Source organism: Proteus sp. G2673 (genome assembly GCF_009915125.1).
Taxonomy (GTDB): Bacteria; Pseudomonadota; Gammaproteobacteria; order Enterobacterales; family Enterobacteriaceae; genus Proteus; species Proteus penneri.
The window spans coordinates 102,377-124,296 of record NZ_JAABLT010000008.1 but is presented as its reverse complement, the minus strand read 5'-3'; the positions used below and the strand labels follow the sequence as shown (position 1 = coordinate 124,296).

General features: G+C 38.4%; 19 protein-coding genes. 13 read left to right on the top strand and 6 right to left on the bottom strand.

The window, feature by feature from the left end:
- Positions 1-317 precede the first annotated feature (317 nt).
- From GWI59_RS04620 to GWI59_RS04590, 7 genes are all read left to right on the top strand, one after another.
- Positions 318-1,313: a hypothetical protein gene (locus tag GWI59_RS04620; RefSeq protein ID WP_161724100.1), complete on the top strand. Its 996-nt coding sequence runs from the start codon at positions 318-320 to the stop codon at positions 1,311-1,313.
- Positions 1,313-2,455 (top strand): BamA/TamA family outer membrane protein, encoded by a 1,143-nt coding sequence (locus GWI59_RS04615; protein WP_161724098.1) that lies wholly within the window; start codon positions 1,313-1,315, stop codon positions 2,453-2,455. The genes GWI59_RS04620 and GWI59_RS04615 overlap by 1 nt, the downstream gene beginning before the upstream one ends.
- Positions 2,455-3,606: a DUF4056 domain-containing protein gene (locus GWI59_RS04610; protein ID WP_161724096.1), complete on the top strand. Its 1,152-nt coding sequence runs from the start codon at positions 2,455-2,457 to the stop codon at positions 3,604-3,606. Before GWI59_RS04615 ends, GWI59_RS04610 begins: the two co-directional genes overlap by 1 nt.
- 275 nt (positions 3,607-3,881) lie before the next feature.
- Positions 3,882-4,676, top strand: a complete 795-nt coding sequence (locus tag GWI59_RS04605) for a protein bax (RefSeq protein WP_072064422.1) — start codon at positions 3,882-3,884, stop codon at positions 4,674-4,676.
- A 171-nt stretch (positions 4,677-4,847) separates the two neighbouring features.
- A complete protein-coding gene (locus GWI59_RS04600) occupies positions 4,848-6,266 on the top strand; it encodes an MBOAT family O-acyltransferase (protein WP_072064423.1) in 1,419 nt (472 codons plus the stop codon).
- The gene (locus GWI59_RS04595; protein ID WP_006536250.1) at positions 6,253-7,455 is read left to right on the top strand and encodes an SGNH/GDSL hydrolase family protein; all 1,203 of its coding nucleotides are present in this window, start codon (positions 6,253-6,255) and stop codon (positions 7,453-7,455) included. The genes GWI59_RS04600 and GWI59_RS04595 overlap by 14 nt, the downstream gene beginning before the upstream one ends.
- Complete coding sequence (locus GWI59_RS04590; protein WP_072064424.1) at positions 7,430-8,662, top strand: SGNH/GDSL hydrolase family protein; 1,233 nt, start codon at positions 7,430-7,432, stop codon at positions 8,660-8,662. The genes GWI59_RS04595 and GWI59_RS04590 overlap by 26 nt, the downstream gene beginning before the upstream one ends.
- An 81-nt stretch (positions 8,663-8,743) precedes the next feature.
- Here GWI59_RS04590 and GWI59_RS04585 read toward each other — a convergent pair whose 3' ends face one another.
- The 4 genes from GWI59_RS04585 to gntR form a co-directional block, all read right to left on the bottom strand.
- The gene (locus GWI59_RS04585; protein ID WP_072064425.1) at positions 8,744-9,670 is read right to left on the bottom strand and encodes a methyl-accepting chemotaxis protein; all 927 of its coding nucleotides are present in this window, start codon (positions 9,668-9,670) and stop codon (positions 8,744-8,746) included.
- Positions 9,671-9,819: 149 nt separating this feature from the next.
- Positions 9,820-11,157: a gluconate transporter gene (gene gntU / locus GWI59_RS04580; RefSeq protein ID WP_072064426.1), complete on the bottom strand. Its 1,338-nt coding sequence runs from the start codon at positions 11,155-11,157 to the stop codon at positions 9,820-9,822.
- Positions 11,154-11,708: a gluconokinase gene (gntK, locus tag GWI59_RS04575; RefSeq protein WP_072064427.1), complete on the bottom strand. Its 555-nt coding sequence runs from the start codon at positions 11,706-11,708 to the stop codon at positions 11,154-11,156. Before gntK ends, gntU begins: the two co-directional genes overlap by 4 nt.
- Positions 11,709-11,997: 289 nt before the next feature.
- The gene (gene gntR / locus GWI59_RS04570) at positions 11,998-12,993 is read right to left on the bottom strand and encodes a gluconate operon transcriptional repressor GntR (RefSeq protein WP_072064428.1); all 996 of its coding nucleotides are present in this window, start codon (positions 12,991-12,993) and stop codon (positions 11,998-12,000) included.
- Between the two features lie 231 nt (positions 12,994-13,224).
- On the opposite strand from gntR, the gene GWI59_RS04565 reads away from it, so the two are divergent.
- The 6 genes from GWI59_RS04565 (at position 13,225) to GWI59_RS04540 (ending at position 19,865) form a co-directional block, all read left to right on the top strand.
- Positions 13,225-14,256 (top strand): ABC transporter substrate-binding protein, encoded by a 1,032-nt coding sequence (locus tag GWI59_RS04565; RefSeq protein ID WP_006536259.1) that lies wholly within the window; start codon positions 13,225-13,227, stop codon positions 14,254-14,256.
- Positions 14,253-15,248 (top strand): FecCD family ABC transporter permease, encoded by a 996-nt coding sequence (locus GWI59_RS04560; RefSeq protein WP_006536260.1) that lies wholly within the window; start codon positions 14,253-14,255, stop codon positions 15,246-15,248. The genes GWI59_RS04565 and GWI59_RS04560 overlap by 4 nt, the downstream gene beginning before the upstream one ends.
- Positions 15,248-16,042 carry an ABC transporter ATP-binding protein gene (locus tag GWI59_RS04555; RefSeq protein WP_109400081.1) on the top strand — a complete coding sequence of 265 codons (795 nt, stop codon included), beginning with the start codon at positions 15,248-15,250 and terminating at the stop codon, positions 16,040-16,042. Before GWI59_RS04560 ends, GWI59_RS04555 begins: the two co-directional genes overlap by 1 nt.
- Positions 16,029-16,853 carry a class I SAM-dependent methyltransferase gene (locus tag GWI59_RS04550; protein WP_109848172.1) on the top strand — a complete coding sequence of 275 codons (825 nt, stop codon included), beginning with the start codon at positions 16,029-16,031 and terminating at the stop codon, positions 16,851-16,853. The genes GWI59_RS04555 and GWI59_RS04550 overlap by 14 nt, the downstream gene beginning before the upstream one ends.
- The gene (modD, locus tag GWI59_RS04545; RefSeq protein WP_161724094.1) at positions 16,850-17,698 is read left to right on the top strand and encodes a ModD protein; all 849 of its coding nucleotides are present in this window, start codon (positions 16,850-16,852) and stop codon (positions 17,696-17,698) included. Before GWI59_RS04550 ends, modD begins: the two co-directional genes overlap by 4 nt.
- Before the next feature lie 220 nt (positions 17,699-17,918).
- Positions 17,919-19,865 carry a TonB-dependent receptor plug domain-containing protein gene (locus tag GWI59_RS04540; RefSeq protein WP_161724117.1) on the top strand — a complete coding sequence of 649 codons (1,947 nt, stop codon included), beginning with the start codon at positions 17,919-17,921 and terminating at the stop codon, positions 19,863-19,865.
- Positions 19,866-19,964: 99 nt separating this feature from the next.
- Here GWI59_RS04540 and GWI59_RS17615 read toward each other — a convergent pair whose 3' ends face one another.
- Together GWI59_RS17615 and GWI59_RS04530 are read right to left on the bottom strand one after the other, a co-directional pair.
- Complete coding sequence (locus GWI59_RS17615) at positions 19,965-21,050, bottom strand: IpaD/SipD/SspD family type III secretion system needle tip protein (RefSeq protein WP_109848170.1); 1,086 nt, start codon at positions 21,048-21,050, stop codon at positions 19,965-19,967.
- 2 nt (positions 21,051-21,052) lie between these two features.
- The gene (locus tag GWI59_RS04530; protein WP_006536270.1) at positions 21,053-21,904 is read right to left on the bottom strand and encodes a hypothetical protein; all 852 of its coding nucleotides are present in this window, start codon (positions 21,902-21,904) and stop codon (positions 21,053-21,055) included.
- Positions 21,905-21,920 lie beyond the last annotated feature (16 nt).

The window sequence follows — 21,920 nt, the reverse complement described above, 5'->3', positions numbered from 1 at the left end:
GATATAGCTATTATCATAACGTTTTATTGCCCAAATAACTTATTCCGATAGTCATTTTATCGAAATAATAAAAAGTAATAATTAAAATAAGAATAATCATTATCTTTTATAGTTTAAATCGACTACTTTTATTAAGATTAGCTTAGAAAAAATAAGGTTTTTTACTTAATAATCCCTTAATAATCCCATGATAACGCAAAATATAAGCATCTCTTACTGTATATCGCACTTATAGCTGGTGATCATTAATAAGAAAAAGATTAAAATTTCCGACTACTCTTTTACTACTTACTTTTTTAATTTTCTGTGGGTTATATATGAACTTTTCTAATTTAAATAAGGTGGTATTAACCGCCTCCCTTCTTGTGACTGGCTTTTCTTACGCGGATAGCGATCGACCACTGCTTTCTTTAAGTGTTAGCCAGTCCGGCGGTACTGCTTTAAATAGTGAAGGTTCATTAGATACTCGTACCCCTGCCAGCCAATCTCGCGTTTTACCGATTTGGGGCGATGAAGCCCGTGCCCGTGGTTATGATTTACCCGAGCCTTTTGGGATTGGTTATAACTACATGAATCTACGCCAAGATGTCATTGTAGATAAAATTGGTTTTAGTTCTGATACTGCAACAGGACAAAATCTTCTTTCCAAAGTTGGTGTCGATGCTGGGCATACGCGTAGTAGTAACGAATCCCATATGCTGAAACTAGATACTTGGATTTTCCCTTTTATGAATGTTTATGGGGTCTATGGAAAAACAAGAGGTAGTTCTCAAGCGCAATTAAACTCTGTTTCATTAGGGGGACAAACTATAGCTGGCGGTTTACCTTTTAATCTTGATTATAAAGGAAAATCCTACGGTGCTGGTTTCACTTTTGCCGGTGGTTATAATCAATTTTTTGGTACTTTTGATTTAAATTACACCAAAACTAACCTTGATATTCTTGATGGTGATATTAAAGCGTTAGTGATTACACCTCGTGTCGGTTATGAATTTGTCTTCGCACCACTGATTTCTGGACAAGGTAATACTAAACTACAAGTGTGGACGGGTGCGATGTACCAAGATATTACTCAACGTTTTAAAGGTGATGTGAGTCGATTAAGTTTACCTGATAAACTTGATGGCTTGATGAATATATTACCGCCATCCTATATGGGAAATATTAAATTCGATGTTGAACAGCATCTTGCCCATAAATGGAACCAAACGGTGGGTGCCCGTTTAGAAGTCACTCGCAATTTTAATGTGATAACTGAATTTGGTTTTAATAACCGTAATAGCTTCCTTGTTTCTGGTGAGTTCCGTTTTTAATGGTTAAATACCCTTTTATTTTGGGGCTGGCTTTTGCCAGCCTCTTTACTTCACACACCGCACAAGCACAGCTCTTTCCCGATAGACAACAAATAGACCAATGGTTAGTGGGCTTAGGGGGAGAAAATAACTTCGATCGCAGTAAAACTATCGACTGGGGAATATTACCTGGCCCTTTTTATACACCAGAATTAGAGTTGGGTGTCGGGATTGCCCTTGTTGGGCTTTATCAAGCAGATAGTCGCCCTGATAGCAAAATTTCGTCTTTCTCATTAAGTGGCTTTGGCTCATCAACGGGTGCTTTTGGTATGACCTTTAGCAACTACACCTATTTAGCAGATGATACTTGGCGCTTTTATCTCACTGGTAGATTAAACAATGTCCCTACCAATTATTGGGGTGAGGGTTATCACGAAGGGCGAGTAAAAGATCATTTTGGCGAATTTCGCTCTCAAGAATTGCGTCTAACACCGACTTTACTGCGCCAAATTACCAAAAACACCTATATAGGCTTAGGGTGGGATTACTCCAATCTACAAGCAGCCGCCCCCGATGACCCCTTTAAAGCCTATATGAGTACACGCGATTTACCTTTGCGTTCAACTAGTTCGGGAATAACAGCTCGCATTACTTACGATAGTCGCGATTTCTTACCGAATGCTTATCAAGGTCAAGCTTTTGATATCAGCTATACCCATTATTCACCGAAGACAGGCAGTAATAATCGCTTTAATGCGACCCAAATACAATATAACTACTATTATCCTTTAAGTAATAATGCGGTATTAGCATTTGATAATTATGCACGCTTTACGTCGGGCAATGTGCCTTGGAGCCAATTGTCAAAACTAAGCAATGGGCACCAAATGCGGGGCTATTATGAAGGCCGATACCAAGATAATCACGTATTTTCAACCCAATTAGAGTACCGCCAAAAACTCGATTGGCGCCATGGCATTGCACTTTGGGTTGGTGGCGGTACGTTAAGCGATCAAGCGCGCGATTTAGGTAAAGGTCATTGGTTGCCGAGTATCGGTATTGGTTATCGATTTGAGTTTAAACCCCGCATGAATGTACGTCTCGATTTTGGTATCGGTAAAGAAAGTACAGGATTCTATTTTCAAGTAGGTGAAGCATTTTGATGTTTAAGCGGTTTCTTTTTATCAATACCATTGTCTTCTTATTTATTACGGGTTGCACTCAAGTCACACCGGTTAAATCTCTGCATGCCAATCTTGATAGTGTTACCCACGAAGAAGCAACACAACTTTGGCAAACACCTACACCGTTAACAGCACCCAATGGTTTAAGACCTTGTTGTGCCTTTGGTTACAACTTAAAAGTTAAAGCGTTCGAAATTCCTATCCCGTTTTATCGTATTGATAATGTTGTTGAAGCCTCTGCATTGGGTAATCATCGTTATAACGACAGTTTTTGGCTCGGTACTGTGGCAGTATTAGGGATTGGAAGCGAAAAATCCGGTTTAATTTATTCACACAAAGGGGGATTTCTAGATATCGCCCATATTCGTGACACCGCAGATTATACTTATTATCTCTTTAGTCATATCTTTCCAAAATTAGGCCAAGAGTGGACATTAGCGCTAAGTGATGAGTTAGCACAACGTAAGATCCACTTTAATGCATTTACGCCACCTAAAAACGAATTAGAACGTTATACCTTAAGCGCCTATCTTGCCGCACACCTCGGTTATCGCCTCGCTGTCTGGCATGAAATTGCACAGTGGTATGGTTTTCGTTCTGTCCCCGGTTTTTCAGAAGGTATCTCAGCATTTTCACCTGAAGATCTCTATTCCAATTTAATTGGCGCAAGGCTTTCTCTTACACTGATCTTAAAAGGCCACGCCACCAGCCTTGAGCAATATAATCAATCAATGCAAGGTATTATTCCTTCTGCGCTCTACCAGTTAGAAGCTCAGCCTCGCCAATTAACACAACAATGGTTTGATGTTATTGATGGACAATGGTGGGATAGTCAGCAACGAGTTCCTGATAAATTTTTAGTTTTAATGCGTGATTATCATATCTCAGACCAACGCTATCCAGTGTTACCTTTTGAGGAAACAACGTCGCCTCACTACCTCACATTACCAAATACTTATTCTGGTTACGTTTTAGAACAATTAGCAGAATTTCAGCTTTGGCCAACAAAAGAGATGGAGAACTTACCTCATCCCAAAACCTACTGGAGTGAAGTGGATTTTACTGATTTAACAGAAAAAGCGCGTGAAATTGATAATAAAACTAGACCAAAAACAACAAAAATTGACTAAATAACAAACAAAATTGACACATTAAAAATGCTTAATTTTGCTAAATTTGGGTTAAGTCACGTCTTTTTTTATAAGATAAATTTAAGTTTAGAACAAAAAAGCACTTTTTGTTAAAAGAAAAAAGCGATTATAAAACGAGGCTTTCCAGTAAAACTTATACACTTTTTTAACAAATCACTCGTAGTTATCCTAATGTGAGGCGATATTTTGTAGATATGAAAAAAGTAATTTGCTAGTATTCGTTCGATTTTTATCCAGTTAAACGAGGAGAAGCAATGCCCTCTCAATTGATGAGGACAAGTGCCGTCTTCGCTTTCTTGATTTCACTACTCTTTACTGGTGTAAGCTTTGCTTCAACCAGTACCGGCAGTTCCCATATACTGCAAGCGTATTCTTTCAAAAGCACGTCAACACCGTTGCCAGATTTGAAAAAATACCCTTCGGGAACACAGCGTAAGAAAGCGTTTTTAAATGTCATAGTTCCTATTATTGACAATGTTAATAATAAGATTTTGAAAGATCGTGAGTGGTTAACCGCCCAACGTAAAGCCCAGCACTGGGGCAGCGCAGATTTAAAAAAATTGCGTGAGATCTGTCAATATTATGGCGTTACATGTACCAGCCCGAAAAAGGTAAATTGGGATTCGTTATTAACTCGCGTTGATATTATTCCGACACACTTTGTCGCAACGCAAGCTGCAACAGAATCTGGCTGGGGAACATCGAAGTTGGCACAACAAAATAATAATCTATTCGGTATGCGATGTGGGAGTCAATCTTGCAATAACGTTCCAGGGAAAACCAAAGGCTATGCAGCCTACCCTGATATTGAAGGCTCAGTGATTGCTTATATGCGTAATCTCAATACGCACCGCGCCTATAATTCATTGCGCTCCTCAAGAGCACAGCAAAGAATGACGCAGCAACAACTCGACTCTCGCCAGTTAATCACTGACTTGAAAGGTTACTCAGAATTGGGTTCAAGTTATAACGATTATCTGACCGAAATGTTCGACTCAAATAAAAAACTGATCACTCAAGTTCAGTTGCAGTCGAAGCAAGATAGTTAATCTATTAAGCTTTAACAAGCTTTCATCTGACAAAAAGCCACTTTTCTTTTTAGAGAAAAGTGGCTTTTATTTATCACAAGATAATCTTTTGATTGAAAGCCTGCTTAGAATTCATAATATATGTGGTAACACGTTTGGTATGACTTTTAAATCACACCCTTAGAGCCATTTATGAATTTTTTTTCATTCGAGTTTCTCGGAGCCTTTGTTAGCTTTTTTGTTCTATATTGGCTCTTCCAAAAGCACGTCAAGATACAAAATATTCTACTGATTACAGTTAGTTATGCTTTTCTGTTTTATGCAGATTATCGTCCTGCGATTATCTTATTAAGCTATACACTGTTTATTTATTTACTGGCGAACATATTAACTAAGTACACATCTTCTAAAGTCATATACTGGCTATTAGGGTTACTCGTTGCAGTCTATTTTACCGCCTTTAAATATTACTCATTTTTTCAAGAAACACTGACGCAAACATTCCAGCAATGGGGACTCAGTATTGAGCTACCTCTTATTGAGTTGCTTGCACCATTAGGGCTCTCTTTCTATATTTTCCATTCAGTCAGTTATGTCGTTTCTGTTTGCCGAAAAGAGATCCCTAAAGCGCCATTTTTGGATGTCGTTCTTTATTTATGCTTTTTCCCAAGTATTGTCGCGGGGCCAATTAATCGCGCTAAAGAATTTCTCCCGCAAATTCAGGCGCCAACACGTAAAATCATTGATTATAAAGGGGCGATAATGCTGATTGTTTTAGCTATCGCAAAACTCTTTTGGTTAAGTGGTTGGTTCTCAACAAATTATGTCGATCCGGTATTTAATGCCCCCGATTTAGCGCAAAGTGGGCAAGTATTGACGGCTGTTTATGCCTATGCATGGCATATCTATTTTAACTTCTCGGGTTACACCAATCTTGTTACAGGTATTGCCTTATTACTAGGTTTTGTCGTACCTCGTAATTTTAATGCGCCTTATTTAGCGATAAACTTAGCCGATTTTTGGCGTCGGTGGCACATCAGTTTATCTACCTTTATTCGTGATTACGTCTATATTCCTTTAGGGGGTAATCGTAAAGGAGTGATTAGACAGAACTTTAATGCCTTTGCTGCAATGGTGATTTCTGGATTATGGCACGGCGCTGCCATGACTTTCATTATTTGGGGCGCTATTCACGGGATTGGTGTGGTGTTATTGAATATTAAACACCGCCTCTTTCCAACGAAAAAAAATGCTCCTCCTAGTGCGTTATCGTCATTAAACATGTTGTTGTCGTGGATAATCACTTTTCACTTTGTTTGCTTTGCATGGATATTTTTCCGCAGTCAAACCGTGGGAGATGCGTTGGTCTTGATCCAGCAACTCTTTAGTGTGGGAGCTTGGGCATCACTACAAGCTGAAGGCTTAACCCTCTTTATGTTCTGGGGACTTTTTTTACTTTACCCTTGCTTTGTGACATTAAGGGATATTGTGGCTCGTCTTGAGAAAAGAGTGCCGTGGTATGTTTATCCTCTACCACTTGCGTTGATCCTCACGATTATTTTTATGTTGTCTCCAGATGGGGTGCCAGGATTTATTTATGCCAGCTTTTGATTTCTGCTCAAATTTAAAAAAGACAGCAAAAGTCGCCTTAATGGTACTCTTTAGTACCATCCTGTTGATTTGGCTAAACCAAACATCACTAGAGCGCTTTTGGCAGCAACAATATCACCGCCCAGCACCTTGGTCTGGGCTTTCTCACTATTATGCTTGGCAAGTCGGGGGGCAGCTGCGTGATGGCGTATTCGTTGCGGTAGAAAGCTATGGTGATTACCTGCAAGTTAATCATCCTGATAATCAGGCAAAACCAATAGTACAAACCTCAGCGCCTGAGCAACTTCCTGAAGGCTTTGCTGTTGGCCTACACTTCTTTAACGGGTATACGCGACCAGCAACTCAATTAACGCAACGCTTCCCTCAACTGTTAGAGCGTAAGCAAGCAATGAGTGGATTACCCTACCATTCGGTTACGGATGTGTCTGATGACGCCTTACAAGCCTTAAAACCCATCGTTCAGAAAACAGAAATTACCTTATCATCAGAAGACAAAGTGTTATTTGCAGGCGATTCAATGATGCAAGGTGTTGCACCTTTACTTAAGCGTCAACTGAAAACAGATTACAACATCAACAGTATCGATTTAAGTAAACAAAGTACAGGACTTGCTTATCCACGCTTTTTCAATTGGCCACAAACTATTGCGACACGTTTAGCCAGTGATGACTCTATCAAATTATTAGTGGTCTTTTTAGGTCCTAACGATCCTTGGGATATGCCACCTGATGGCGGAGGACGTTACTTAAAATTTGCGAGTGAAGCATGGGAGTCAGCCTACCGAGCGCGTATTGCAAGCATTATAGAAAATGCTCGACAGAATAATGTCACTGTTATTTGGGTTGGACCACCTAATATGCGCAAGCAGAAGTTATCTAAAGGTATGGCATATCTCGATAAACTTTATCGTGAAGAAGCTGAGAAAATGGGCGAAATTTACCTTTCCGTCAATGATATGTTTAAATATGAAAAAGATATTTATTCTGATTATATGGGTGATGGTAGTAGCCGTGTTAAGTTAAGAGCCGGTGATGGCATTCATTTTAGCTTAAAAGGTCAGCAAATTATTGCTCAGCACGTATTCTCACGTATTCATCTTCAAGAAGAAAGTAAAGAAGATAATGCAGCCGATGATATAAAAGATAAAAACACGGTTATTGTAAATGAAACAAATAACGCACATCCTTAAGCGTAAAACGTTAATCAGTAGCTCAATCATACTGGCTTTAGTTTCACTCTTAGTCGCTTGTAACCAAGACACTGAAAAAACAGTAAAGCTCCCCACACCATCCGTATTACCTGCTGATGGTTCAAGACAGCTTTATAACTATCATGATCCTCACTTTGCAGACTTTGTTAAGAAACTCCAGCAAGGTCGCCAAACTGTTCACATTGTCCAGTTAGGGGATTCCCATACTGCGGCTGATTTTTTCAGTGGTAAGTTGCGTGAACGTTTTCAGGCTGACTATGGTAATGGCGGTATTGGTTTTATTCCCCCGACGAATGTAGCTGGTCAGCGTATTGCAAACGTACAATACCAAAGTGACAAAAAAGCATGGACACTGCTTTCTAGCAGAAAAGATAGCGATCCTGATTTCCCATTAGGGGGTTTTATTAGTGAACCTCAAGCGAAATGGGCAAAATTACAGTTATCTGAAAACCCAATAACTCAGCAACGTTATCAGTTACAAGCACTTTATAAAACGCCAACAACAGCGCAAGTGAATGTACAGTCATCGACAAGCAAAGTCCTTTCACTCTCGCAAACACAAGGTAAATGGCAGTTTTCAACCCCGACAACGATGACATTCCCTGTCAGCATTACCGTTAACAAAAACCAGCCTGTTAAATTAGGCGGTTGGTTGATCACCAATCAACAACCTGGGGTAATGCTTTCTTCATTAGGCATTAATGGTGCCACTATCAATATGATGGATAAATGGGGCGCACAGTGGACTGAAACGTTAGGACAATTACATCCTGATATGGTGATTTTAGCTTATGGTACAAATGAAGCTTTTAATGACACCTTTGATTTAATTGCTTATCGCCAACAGCTTACGGATAAAATTCGTCAAATTCGCCAGCAAGCGCCTAATAGCACTATCTTATTAATTGGGCCTTCTGATTCAGTTAAAAATAAAGAAGCCCCTGATTGCCGTTCACAACAACCTCAATGGCTAAGTGATATCATCCGTATTCAAAAAGAGGTGGCACAACAAGAGAAAACACTCTTTTGGGATTGGCGTGATTATATGGGAGGCGAATGTTCAATAAAGGTTTGGGCTCTCTATGATTTAGCAAGACCTGATGGTGTTCATCTTTCTCGTGAAGGTTACGAAAGCAGTGCAAACACACTTTATAGCCAATTAAATACCTTAATAAACAAAAGCTGATCTACGCAGTGCAACACACCAAAAGGAGCTTATCGCTCCTTTTTGATGTTCTGATTTTTATTTATCTAATTAGTCAGCCGCTCAGTTTAATAAAACGTCCACATACTTGATAACATCAACACTGGCTTGTTCCATCTGTTTTATATATTGCGTTACTGCGTCTTGATCACCATTGATATTGGCGCTTAGTGCTAAACGTCCACACTCATGTACTAATTTATGTGGCTCTTCTAAACGACGAAAGGCTTCTTTACCCGCGAATTTCCGTCCATCACCTTGGTAATACCACTTTCCTAATCGACATTCAGTGTGCTGATTAACGCAGTGCTCATCATCATGATTTAATAAATGGATATAAATCGCTTCTTTCCATAAAACATGATCGAGTTTGACGGTATTAAAAAATTGCTGCATCGAAATAAAGGTAAAAATATGTTTAAGCTCGCTCGCTTGCTCTGACAATGATGTTAAATTTTGATGCCCTTCTTCAACCTGTATTTTTATTTGTTGAACCTGCTCTTGGTTTTTTTCTGTAGTTTCTTTAACGGGAATAAAGCGCGCACCTAGATTATTATTAATGCTAGCAATAGAAGAAGCCTGATTTTGGATTTCTAATGATAATTTTTTCATCTCTTGGGCTAAGACGGAAAATCCCGCACCTTCTCGCCCTATATGCCCGGCTTCAATCGCTGAATTGATTGATAAAAGGTTCGCCTGACTAGAAAGCCTATCAATATTGCTAGCGCTCTCTTTAATTTTTTTTAGCCAATCTGAGAAATTTTCTATCTCTCCTCGGCTATGCGTAAAATGTGTATCAACTTCATTTAAAAATTGAGTTAATAAGCGGGAATTATCTAACATCTTGCTGAATAGAAGTTCCATTTCATCGAGTAAATTAAGCTTATCTTGTAGCTTATTACTTGATGCTAAAATCGAATCACGTATAAGCGTGATTGTATGAATATTACAATCCGTGTGTTTAATAAAAAGCGAATTATAGTCAACCATATATGATAGCCCTAAATATGCCCACCGAATAAAGAAACCTATAGGTTAATGAGAAATGAGATATTTTCTGTCATATTTGATAGTTATTTATAGCAATGAAAAAGCGCGTCAAAAGACGCGCTAATAATTTGAAACACAAAGATTAGGTATCAAAGAAATGCGAAGAAAATCATACCGATCACAGCACCTGTTGTGCCAAGAATAGTTTCCATTAATGACCATGTTTTTAAGGTTTGTGCTTCTGTTGCACCAGTAAATTTACCAAACAACCAGAAACCAGAGTCATTGACATGGCTAAGAATAATAGAGCCACCCGCGATACACACTGATAATGCCGCCATTTGAGCGCCACTGTAACCCAACTCATTAATCACCGGTAAAACTAAACCCACTGCGGTTAAACAAGCAACCGTTGCTGAACCTTGAATAACACGTACTGCACCTGCCAGAATAAAACACGCTACTGCGATTGGCATACCTGCGCCAATTAAGGCATTCCCTAATGCAGGGCCAACACCTGAATCTACTAATACTTGCTTAAAGACACCGCCAGCCCCTGTTACCAGTAAAATGATCCCCGCAGGTTGGATTGCAGCAGAACAAATCTCCATTACTTTTTCTTTGCTCATACCACGACGGATCGCAAGACCGTAAATAGCCACTAAACAAGCCACAAGGATTGCAATAAATGGATGACCAACAAATTCAAGAATATTATAGAGTTGAGAACCTTCCTCAACGAAACGTGCACCGATGGTTTTGCATCCCACTAACACTAACGGTAATAACACAAGCGCAAGACTGAAACCAAAAGAAGGCATTTTATTCTGACCTAAACTAGGCTCAGTTAAATCTTTTGGTAATTCTAAGGTAACGTAACGGCTAATAAAGTTACCGAAGATAGGGCCAGCGAGTAACATGCCAGGAATAGCTGCACATAAACCAATTAAAATCATCCAACCAAAATCAGCGTTCATTTGGTCAGCTAACAGCATTGGTGTTGGTCCCGGTAATAAGAAGGCAGCAGCACCTGCAACACCAGCAAACAGAGGGATAGCCATTTTCACCACATTGCCACCAGTACGGCGAGCAACGGCAAATACAACACCAATTAATAAGACAACAGCAACATCAAAGAACAAGGGGAGAGCACAAATTAAACCGGCAATACCTAATGCGTAGTTAGCTCGTTTCTCACCAAAGTATTTTAATAATCGGACTGCGATTTGGTCTAATGCTCCTGTTTCATGTAGCACTTTACCAAACATCGCACCCAGAGCGACGACGATAGAGAGGAAACCTAAAGTCCCTCCCATTCCGTTTTGCATGGTTTGGGTAATTTTCTCCAAAGGCATACCCGAGAAAAGACCCGCGCCAATTGCAACAATCATTAATGCGATAAAAGCATGCAAACGTGCATACATCACAAAAAAGAGCAGTAATAAAACAGAGCCAACTGCCGTTAGCACCAGTGTTAATGTACTCATACCGTTTCCCCTTCAAAAGTCCCTTGAGTGACTGAATTTATCTTATTAATTGCACTTTCAATCACATCATCGAGTGGCATTGAAATATCAATTTCATACACATCGTTTTCAGCTTTTGTTGGCTCTTCTAAGGTTTCAAATTGAGTCACTAACATTTGAGGTTTAAAGAAGTGCCCTTTACGTGCTTTTAAGCGACTTTCAATCAGCTCATAGTCACCTTTTAAATATAAAAAGTGCAGGCATTGATTACCGTCTCTTAACATATCTCGATACTGTTTTTTCAATGCAGAACAAACAATTAACGAAACATTATTAGTTCTTTGCATTGCAAATGCGGCATCATTTAATGCTTGTAACCAAGGTTTACGATCTTCATCATTTAAAGCGTGGCCTGATGCCATTTTAATAATATTTGAGCGAGGATGGAGGAAATCACCGTCCAAAAATGCAGCACCTGTACGTTGTGCTACACCACTTGCGACCGCAGATTTACCGCTGCCTGATACCCCCATTAAGATAAAAACATGGTGTAGGGATTGGGTATCGTTCATAGAATGCTCCTTTAAGGCAGATATTAAGTCTTTTTTGTAATGTTACCCGTAACTGTTACGGGTAACATATCCGAAGTGATAAGGTAAATACAACAACGAAAATCAACTAAGAAGTGAAAATGTGAGGCGACTCGCAAATGAAAGTAAGATGATCTACATACTGACAACAAAATATTGGAGAAATAACTCGATATTTATTTAAGGCTCAATAAAAAACCCTACTGTTAATTATTTCATAACAATAGGGTTATTAAATGATAAATGTGAATATTATCAATAAGTTAAATTATTATATGCTTTCACCTGTAATAATGCGAAAACCAACATCAATAACTTGTCCTCGAGCAATTTTACCTTTCATTCGTTTAAGCAATAAATCAGCAGCTTGTTGCCCCATTTCATCACGGGGAGTCAAGATACTCGCCAGACGAGGCGTCATTACTTGCCCTACGTCATGTCCGTGAAAACCTGAGATGGCGATATCATTAGGCACTGAAATTCCTAAACGTTGGCACTCAAAAACAGCACCAATAGCGATATCATCATTGGTACAATAAAGTCCGTCTAAATCAGGATATTGTTTACGTGCTGCATGTAATAATTCAGCCCCTAATGAGTAAGATGAGCTTTTTGGCGTCATCACATTACCAATAGGTAAGCCTGCATTTTGCATTGCACTTTCATAGCCTTTTAAACGCATGAGAGTACGTTCATCCTGTCTTGCTCCAAGATAAATAACACGCTTACAGCCACGCTTGATCATTTCACTGACCATCTGTTGTGATGCTTCAATGTTGTCTAAGCCCACAGCAGAGTCAAAACAAGGTGAAACACTATCCATGATTTCCACCACAGGGATCCCTGCTGTTTCTAGCATTTTTATTGTTTTTGGCGTGTGTGTTCTTTCTGCAAGAATAAGTCCATCAATATTATAAGAGAGCAATGAAAGTAGGCGTTCTTCTTCTTTTTCAGCACGATATCCGTAGTGCGCTAACATGGTTTGATAACCGTATTTATCGGTCACTGATTCAATACCACGAATAACTTCAGCAAAAACTTGGTTAGTTAAAGAAGGTAGTAATACCCCAATCGCATGACTGGTAGAATTAGATAAAATATCAGGAGCACGATTAGGAATATAATTAAGACTATCTAACTCGCGCGCAATTTTTTCTCGTAAAGCTTCAGAGACCTGTTCTGGGTTACGCAAAAAACGACTAACCGTCATTTTGGTGACACCAACACGTGAAGCTACATCCTGTAATGAGGGGCGTTTTTTCTTCATTTTATATCGCAACTATCCAAAAACATTCGTATTAATACGCGCTTTAATTTTCCAAGAACACTGATTATAGCCTTAGGTTATACACTATTTCGAATAAAGTTTTTCAGATGTGTGCCTAGATTTGATTTTGACTGATGATCCCTTGACTTAAGCCAAAGGAAATATAGTATTCATCGCTATATAATAAATGAAATAACGATACCAACGTAAAACAATAAAAAGTGTGAACTTATGGCAATCTGTAGACGACAATTTCTAACTTACCTCACAACCATTGCGACATTATCAGCGCTTCCACATTCGGTAAGAGCCGCAATAACCTCGCGTATTGCAGCACAATTTGGCCATGTTCCAGCATCAACCGCGATCCATCGCGTGATCAGTGCGGGACCGCCTACTGATCAATTGTTACTCGCATTAGCCCCTGAAAAACTATTAGGTTTTTCCTCACTTAATTTAGAAAAAAGTTCTCTATTTTCAGATAAATTGCGTAAATTACCTCGTTTAGGGCGTTTGTCAGGACGAGGAAGTACTCTCTCTTTAGAAGCTTTACTGATGTTAGAGCCCGATATCATTATTGATAGTGGTAATGTAGATGAAACCTATCGCTCATTAGCGAAACGCGTTTCCGATCAAACGGGTGTGCCTTATGTGTTAATTGATGGCACATTAAAAGACAGCCCAGCTCAGTTACGTCAAACAGGCGCTTTATTAGGGGTTACAGAAAGAGCAGAAACATTAGCGCTAATTGCAGAGCAATACCTTAATGATGCAGCCCTATTTGCTTCTGAACAAAAAGCGCACCCGCGTTTTTATCTTGCTCGTGGTGCAAAAGGATTACAAACGGGTGCAAGGCACTCAATTCATACAGAAGCCATTGAGGCATTAGGTTTTGAAAATGTCGTCGATGTTCCTGATTTCACCGGGTTAACGGATGTATCACCAGAACAACTGTTAATGTGGAACCCTGAAATTATCATCACACAAGATGAAAACGCCTATCAGCAAATAATGCAAGACTCTGTATGGAAAAGCATTCAAGCCGTTAAAAACAACAAAGTATTACTGTTTAAAGGTTTACCATTTGGTTGGTTAGATGGCCCTCCGGGTATCAACCGTTTAATGGGAATGCGCCGCCTACAGGGCCATTTCGATCCTCGAATCGAAAAACAAGCGGTTCGCGATCTGCAAAATTACTTTGCTCATTTTTACCATACGCAATTAAGTGCGGAACAATGTCAGCAATTGCTGGGGTATTCATGAGTCAATCGGCACGCATCACACTTCTTTTTGCGTTATTTTCCATTGTCGCGTTAATTGCGATCACAAGTGGTAAGTATTCACTTACTACCAATGAGCTGTGGACGCTAGTGGGTAATAAATTAACCGGCAATGTGGAATACAGTCGTACTGAAACTGTCTTTTGGCAAATAAGATTTCCTCGCGTTCTAGCGGCAATCTTAATTGGTGGAGGATTGGCGATCGCAGGTGCGGCTTATCAAGGCATGTTTCGTAACCCTTTAGTATCACCTGATATTCTTGGTGTTTCGTCCGGTGCTGGTGTCGGTGCCGTTTTAGGTATTTTTCTTGGGCAATCAATGTTGTCGATTCAACTTTTCGCTTTTGCGGGTGGTTTAGCAACGGTTGCTCTAGTCTACTTTATTGCGAGACTTGCGAAACAACATGATCCGGTACTTTCGCTTGTATTAGTCGGTATTGCTATCAGTGCACTATGTGGCTCTGCAATCTCATTAATGAAAATTCTCGCCGATCCTTATACTCAATTGCCTTCAATTACCTTTTGGCTCTTAGGTGGGCTTTCGACCATTACGGCTTCTGATCTCATTTCTGTTGCGCCTTTAATGTTAGTCGGTTTTATTCCACTTATTTTATTACGCTGGCGTATGAATATTCTCAGTTTATCTGATGAAGAAGCCAGAGCATTAGGTTTAAACGTCGAAGTCACTCGACTGGTCTTTATTTTGTCTGCGACATTAATCACCGCAAGTGCAGTTTCTATTGCGGGTATTATTGGTTGGTTAGGTTTAATTGTGCCTCATATTGCAAGATTGTTAGTGGGTGCTAACTTTAGCCAGCAACTGCCTGTTTCCTTGCTTGTTGGCGCTATTATGTTATTAATCACTGATACATTAGCCCGCACGATTGCCAATATTGAACTTCCGCTAGGCATTTTAACATCTGCGATTGGTGCGCCATTCTTCTTAATGTTGTTACTTAGAACGAGGAAAGGCTGATGATCATTGCTAATGCCAATCGACTTTCCATTGGTTACAAAGGTAAATCCTTAATTAAAGATCTCTCCTTTCGTATCGAACAAGGGCAAATAATTTGCTTATTAGGTGCCAATGGTTGTGGAAAAACGACATTAATGCGCACGTTATTAGGTTTGATACCTTGTATTGATGGTGAGATTAATATTGCGGGTAAAACACTAAGTGAGTGGTCACCAACAGAACTTGCCAAAGTCGTGGCGTATGTTCCTCAAGCAACACATATCCCCTTTTCTTTCAATGTTATTGATATGGTTGTCATGGGGCGAGGTGCGCATCTCTCCTTTTTTTCGATGCCTAGCTCACAAGATAAAACGATGGCAATGGAAACCTTAGAAATGCTCTCGCTTTCTCATCTTGCTCACCGAACTTTTGATACCTTAAGTGGCGGTGAAAAACAGATGGTATTAATTGCACGCGCTTTAGTGCAACAACCCAAATTGTTGATTATGGATGAACCCGCAGCAAGCCTTGATTTTGGTAATCAAATCAAATTGCTTACCCAAGTTAAGGCATTAAAAGCATTAGGGATCAGTGTTTTTATGTCTACACATCACCCTCAACATGCCGCTTCTTTGGCAGATGATGTCATTTTACTGACACCTCATGTGCCCGTTTTGCAAGATAGGCCTGACATTTTGCTGACACCCGACAATTTAGCGCACCTTTATGGTGTACAACCAACAGATATTCAGGCGCATTTTCACGCTTACTCTGATAATAAAAATGACCATAGGCAAGAATATGAACACAATTGAAACCACGGATTTTGCTGAACTTTATAAAAACCACATGGTACAGGCTGAAAGAACCAAAAAAGAGCCAGAGCATTGGGATAAACGTGCTGAAAAAATGGCAGAAACCTGTGCCAATCCTAACGATCCCTATTTAATAAAATTCCGTGAAATGATGGATTTTACCGGTGCTGAAACCCTATTAGATGTAGGTTGTGGTCCTGGCTCTATCAGTATTCATGTTGCAGATAAATTCAAAAAAATAATTGGCATTGATTACAGTACAGGAATGTTAGCGGTCGCTAAACGCAGAGCCGAACAAGCAGGCATCAACCACGCAGAATTTATAACGTGTTCATGGGAAGATAGCTGGGATGAGCTTCCTCGTTGTGATATCGCCGTCGCTTCACGTTCAACTTTAGTGATGGATTTAAAAGCTGCATTAATCAAACTTAATCGCCAAGCGAAATTACGTGTTTATACCACTCATACTGTTTCACCAACCTTTGTTGATCAACGCATTATTCGCTTATTGGGTCGTGAGGTTCCTACGCTTCCAACGTACATTTATGCTGTGAATATGCTAAACCAAATGGGTATTCACCCTAAAGTGGATTACATTCGTAGCCGTAATTGTCAGAGTAATTTCAATAGCCTTGAGCAATTTATTGAAGGCATCAACTTCTCCGTAGGGCCTTTAAGTGAAGACGAAATTATACGCCTAACAAATTACTATCATGAAAGCATTGAAAAAGGTGCTTCATTGATTTCGCCAACTCGTGATTGGGCAATGGTTTCTTGGGATGTTGTTCCTGAAAGTGAGCTAACTCTATGATTTATTATCCTGATGCCTTTCTTGATAATTTGTTGATGGAAGATATCCAATATGGCGATCTCACCAGCCGAGCTCTGAATATTGGTAACCAACTAGGCACAATGACTTTTACACGCCGTGAAGCAGGTTGCGTCAGTGGGATCACTCTAGGTTGTCGCTTATTGGAAAAATTAGGATTAGTAGTCATCGCACATCAACAAGATGGCGATTTTGCTAATGCAGGTGATTGCTTAATTATGGCTAAAGGCCGTGCTGATGCACTACATCAAGGCTGGAAAGTGGTACAAAACGTTCTTGAGTGGAGTTGTGGCGTGAGTGATTATATGGCAAGAATGCTAGATATTTATCACCGCTATCAACCTAAAGGGCAAATTGCGTGTACACGTAAAAATATCCCTAATACTAAATTACTCGCGACCCAAGCCGTACTGGCGGGCGGTGGTGTCATTCATCGCCAAGGTTGCTCCGAAACTATTTTGCTCTTTGCTAACCATCGTCGATTTTTGTCAGAACCTAATAATTGGACGCAACATGTTAAGCAACTACGCCAAGCGGCACCTGAAAAATGCATTGTTGTAGAAGCTGATGATATTGAACAAGCAAGAGAGGCGTTAAAGGCACAGCCTGATATTTTACAGCTCGATAAGTTCTCTATTGAAGATATCGCACAGCTACAACAAGAAGTGCCTCACATTGCACCTCACTGCCATCTTTCCTTGGCTGGTGGTATTAACTTAAACACAATTGAAAAATATGCACAGACAGGCATCAACTTACTGGTGACATCTGCGCCTTATTATGCTCCACCGACGGATATTAAAGTTCGCCTTTATCCAAAAGATTAAATAAAGACAACATCTACTGAATGTAAAAAAAGTTATAACAAGGAAATAGTTGTAGTGGCATAGAGGAACATCTTTGCTGAACTTCTTTTATATGAATTTGTTGCTTTATTTTATAAAAAAGCCGAGTGCTAACAGATGTTAGCGCTCTTTTTATTCATTTATTTTTACGCATATCGTTATATAAAAGATTATATATTGATTATAAACTGAGATTGGAATGATGAAATTAAAACCTCTATGCTACTGTTTATCTCTTGTTCTATTACCCAGTATTGCACTTGCTGACACCACTTATGGGCAATCCACTCCTGATTTATTAACTGTTTGGAGTAGTCCTATTGCAGCGAATCCAGATATATTAACGCAAGAACAAATGCTTGAACAAAATAAGGTCAATGCGGCGCAAGCCATTGCAACATTACCCGGTGTTGTAATGCAAAAATCGGGTAACCGTAATGAGTACACCATTAAAATACGTGGTTTTGATAGCCGTCAAGTACCTGTATTCTTTGATGGTATCCCGACTTATGTTCCTTATGATGGCAACTTAGACTTGGCTCGCTTTACCACAAACGATCTGGCAAGCATTGAAGTCAACAAAGGCTATACCTCATTACTGCAAGGCCCTAACTTAATGGGTGGTGCAATTAATATCGCCACCGCGACACCGAAAAAACCCTTAGAAGGCAGTATCGCTTATTCTCAAGGTTTTGCCCGTGGTGCTGATTATGCACACAATATGAGTGTACGCTTAGGTGCGCGTAATGATTTAGGCTTTATTCAAATCAGTGGTAGCCAATTAAAGCAACGTTTCACGCCAATCCCAGGTGCTGATGAAAATAATGCAGCGGCAGGAACTCATGGGCGTCGTGATAACTCTGCAACTGATGATAAACGTGGCATGATCAAAGTGGGTTGGACGCCACGCGCTTCTGACGAATATACCCTAACTTATGTAAAACAAGACGGTGAAAAAAATAGCCCACCATCAACATTGGGTAAAGGTAAATTTAAATATTGGGCATGGCCGGATTACAATAAAGAAAGCTATTACTATAGCGGTATTACTCAAATTACTGATGGTATGAAATTACAAAGTCGTGCTTATCACGATAAATTTGAAAATACCCTTTATATGTATCCTAAAAAAGGTAATACACCTGATTACAGTCACTATGACGATTACAGCACAGGTGCCGCATTACAATTAGGCATCGATACACGTGAAAATGATCTGCTCTCTTTCGCTGCTCACTGGAAAGATGACGTTCACCGTTCTCAAAAAGAGAAAAATGGTGAGTGGATGCGTTATAAAGACAGAACATGGTCTTTAGCAACAGAATATCAATGGGCTGCCACTAATGATCTCGATTTAGTGGGTGCAATTAGCTATGACTGGCGCGATAGTGTTGAGACTGACAAAGGCGCTGATGATAACAAACAAACAGCCTTTAACTGGGAAATGATGGCAAAATATTCATTAGCTAATGATGATGCTGTACGTTTCTCTGTATCTGATCGTAGCCGTTTCCCTACACAAAAAGAGCGTTACACAAGTGAAAAACCCAAAGATGGCTCAAAAGGGATCATCAATCCAGATTTAGATCCTGAACGCGCATTATCTTTCGACTTAACTTATGAAGGACACATTACAGATAAATGGGGTTATCAAACTAGCGTTTACTACAATCGTGTCAGTGATGCAATTATGGCGCATACCGTTTATCGCAATGGCAACGCATTCTTTCAAAACCAAAATAGCGGACGTATTGACTATATTGGTTTAGATTTAGGGACTAAAGGTAATGTGACAGATTGGTTAGAGCTTGGCTTAAATTACAGCTATATCCATAGCGACCCTAAACAAGTAACACACATTGAAGGTTTACCAAAACATAAAGCCTATATGTGGATAGCATTTATTCCTGTAGAACAGATTCGCTTTACCATTATGGAAGAAGCACAAAGTTGGACCTATAACCGCATTGATGAAAATGACAAACTGGCAGGCTATGCAAAAACAGACCTCCGTTTAGATTATGATTTTGGGTATGGTGTTTCTGCTAATGCTTCTGTAAATAATCTTTTTGATAAGTCTTATGAATATACTCAAGGTTATATGGAAGATGGTCGTAATTACTGGTTAGGTGTTGAATATAAATTCTAAATTATTTTTTATCAATGTAAGAGCTGATATTTATTCTAATATCAGCTCTTTTTTATCCCTAAAATCACTTTAATTTCCATAATATCACTTTATCAAAAATTAGAAACGTAGAAATCCTTTTGCCATTTCTAGTAATGTATTCATCGTACTACTTACTATTTTAACAAAATTATCATAATTGCTATTGGCAGCACTGTATTTTTTAGAAAGCTCATCAAGATTACTATTTATATTTTTTTCAAATGCATCCATACCATTTTTTAGTAAATTAAATTCTGATGATAAAAGTTTAACAGTTGCATTATCAGGGGACTTATTCATCTCATCCTCTGATGATCCACCTAATACTAAATCTAATAATTTATCAAAACGAGATAAGTCCACCTTGAAATAAATTTCAATTTTAACTGGTGGGCCAGGTAATTGATTTGTACTAAACTTGCCACTTTTAACATCCTTTAATAAATCTTCTATAGCGTCAATAGGCACCATAATTCCATTAGCATATATTCTTTCTCCTCCAATTTCACGATAAAAACGACCATCACTATCTTGTTCGAAAACAAATTCTCCGAAATAAAGATTTTCATTGGAAATAGAACTATATTTATCAATAAAATCTTTTATTTTTTTATAAAAATCTTTTCGTTTAAAATTAATATGGTTATCATCACTTGCTGCACTAACATATTTACTGATACTTGCTAATATCTCTCTTAATTCATTAACAAATTTCATATAATTAGAAAAGGTATCTTTTAAAACATCTAAGTAATCATTTTTACCTGTGATTATAGAATCTTTGACTTCTTTAAAAAAATCATGCAATGAATCAGCATTAGAACTGCTTCTGTCATTAAGTTGAGAGTCTACATATTGAATTTGAGATATATTTTTCTTTAGAATTCTGGCATAAATATTATTTATTTCATATTGACTATCGCAAGAATAAATAGATTCTTCTAATAAATTAACATATTTAATGTTTTTCGGCACTGAAAATAAACCGTCAGCAAGATTATTTTTTAATTTTAATTTAACCCTCTCCTTTTCTATATAAAAATCTTCAATTCTTTTATTTCTTTCATTATTAGATATCAGATCATGTTGTTTATCATTATTATTTAACTCAAGATTGTTATATTTTATTTTATAATTCTCATTATAGTTAATTGAATTTATCACTATTAACCTCTTACATTACTAGAAATCGTTGAAGCAGCATCTTGATTGGCCCGAATAATTGCCTCTATTGCTTGTATTAATGCTTTAATAATATCTGAGGCTTCGCGTTGGATCTCAGAGTTATTATTATCAATTTGTCCTATTGCGTGACCAGCAGATTCTAATGTCTTAATATTTCCATCTATACGTAATGCGTTATTTTGAACAGTATTATCAACTATTTTTGATGTAGGATCTGCCGCTGCTGAAATAAATGAACCTTTAATCATAGTTTTATTCGTTGTCTCATTTGGTGATTTCAACTCACCCATTCCTTTTATAGAGGTAAAAGCACCAATACCATGAATAACCATAGAAACAGCGGCACTTGAAATAGCAGCAGATAATATAAAGTCTGCTTTTTCATATAGATCATCTTTTATTTTATTAGCAAAATCTAATTGCATTTTTATAAAAAAGTTTCCTAACTTTCTTGATGAATCATATTTTTTTATCATAAACAATAGATAATCAATCATTAAGTTAATAATGTTTATCATTTCTTTAGAAATAAAATTAAAAATATTATTATTTATTATATTGTTTTCCTTTAACTGTTTACCTTTGTCTAACTCAATAATTAAAAATTGTAGATCAGGTTTTTCTATTTTTGGTTTCTTTAACTCAGGTATTACAGTATTGACCTGATTTTTTTCTCTTTCTATCCGTTCATTTATCTCTTTTGACCGTCCTCTACTATCAAATATAAAATTATTAATTTTGGTATTTTCCTTAACATTATCATCAAAAATATTTTCTAACTGTTCTTTTATTACAGGTATATTATTCAGTTGATTACTTACATTGAAAGCCATAATGTTGCCCCTATAA

Excerpts from the sequence above, each read along its gene's own strand:
- GWI59_RS04620 (WP_161724100.1), top strand. The coding sequence starts at position 318 with ATGAACTTTTCTAATTTAAATAAGGTGGTATTAACCGCCTCCCTTCTT.
- GWI59_RS04615 (WP_161724098.1), top strand. The coding sequence starts at position 1,313 with ATGGTTAAATACCCTTTTATTTTGGGGCTGGCTTTTGCCAGCCTCTTT.
- GWI59_RS04610 (WP_161724096.1), top strand. The coding sequence starts at position 2,455 with ATGTTTAAGCGGTTTCTTTTTATCAATACCATTGTCTTCTTATTTATT.
- GWI59_RS04605 (WP_072064422.1), top strand. The coding sequence starts at position 3,882 with ATGCCCTCTCAATTGATGAGGACAAGTGCCGTCTTCGCTTTCTTGATT.
- GWI59_RS04600 (WP_072064423.1), top strand. The coding sequence starts at position 4,848 with ATGAATTTTTTTTCATTCGAGTTTCTCGGAGCCTTTGTTAGCTTTTTT.
- GWI59_RS04595 (WP_006536250.1), top strand. The coding sequence starts at position 6,253 with ATGCCAGCTTTTGATTTCTGCTCAAATTTAAAAAAGACAGCAAAAGTC.
- GWI59_RS04590 (WP_072064424.1), top strand. The coding sequence starts at position 7,430 with ATGAAACAAATAACGCACATCCTTAAGCGTAAAACGTTAATCAGTAGC.
- GWI59_RS04585 (WP_072064425.1), bottom strand. The coding sequence starts at position 9,670 with ATGGTTGACTATAATTCGCTTTTTATTAAACACACGGATTGTAATATT.
- gntU (WP_072064426.1), bottom strand. The coding sequence starts at position 11,157 with ATGAGTACATTAACACTGGTGCTAACGGCAGTTGGCTCTGTTTTATTA.
- gntK (WP_072064427.1), bottom strand. The coding sequence starts at position 11,708 with ATGAACGATACCCAATCCCTACACCATGTTTTTATCTTAATGGGGGTA.
- gntR (WP_072064428.1), bottom strand. The coding sequence starts at position 12,993 with ATGAAGAAAAAACGCCCCTCATTACAGGATGTAGCTTCACGTGTTGGT.
- GWI59_RS04565 (WP_006536259.1), top strand. The coding sequence starts at position 13,225 with ATGGCAATCTGTAGACGACAATTTCTAACTTACCTCACAACCATTGCG.
- GWI59_RS04560 (WP_006536260.1), top strand. The coding sequence starts at position 14,253 with ATGAGTCAATCGGCACGCATCACACTTCTTTTTGCGTTATTTTCCATT.
- GWI59_RS04555 (WP_109400081.1), top strand. The coding sequence starts at position 15,248 with ATGATCATTGCTAATGCCAATCGACTTTCCATTGGTTACAAAGGTAAA.
- GWI59_RS04550 (WP_109848172.1), top strand. The coding sequence starts at position 16,029 with ATGAACACAATTGAAACCACGGATTTTGCTGAACTTTATAAAAACCAC.
- modD (WP_161724094.1), top strand. The coding sequence starts at position 16,850 with ATGATTTATTATCCTGATGCCTTTCTTGATAATTTGTTGATGGAAGAT.
- GWI59_RS04540 (WP_161724117.1), top strand. The coding sequence starts at position 17,919 with ATGAAATTAAAACCTCTATGCTACTGTTTATCTCTTGTTCTATTACCC.
- GWI59_RS04530 (WP_006536270.1), bottom strand. The coding sequence starts at position 21,904 with ATGGCTTTCAATGTAAGTAATCAACTGAATAATATACCTGTAATAAAA.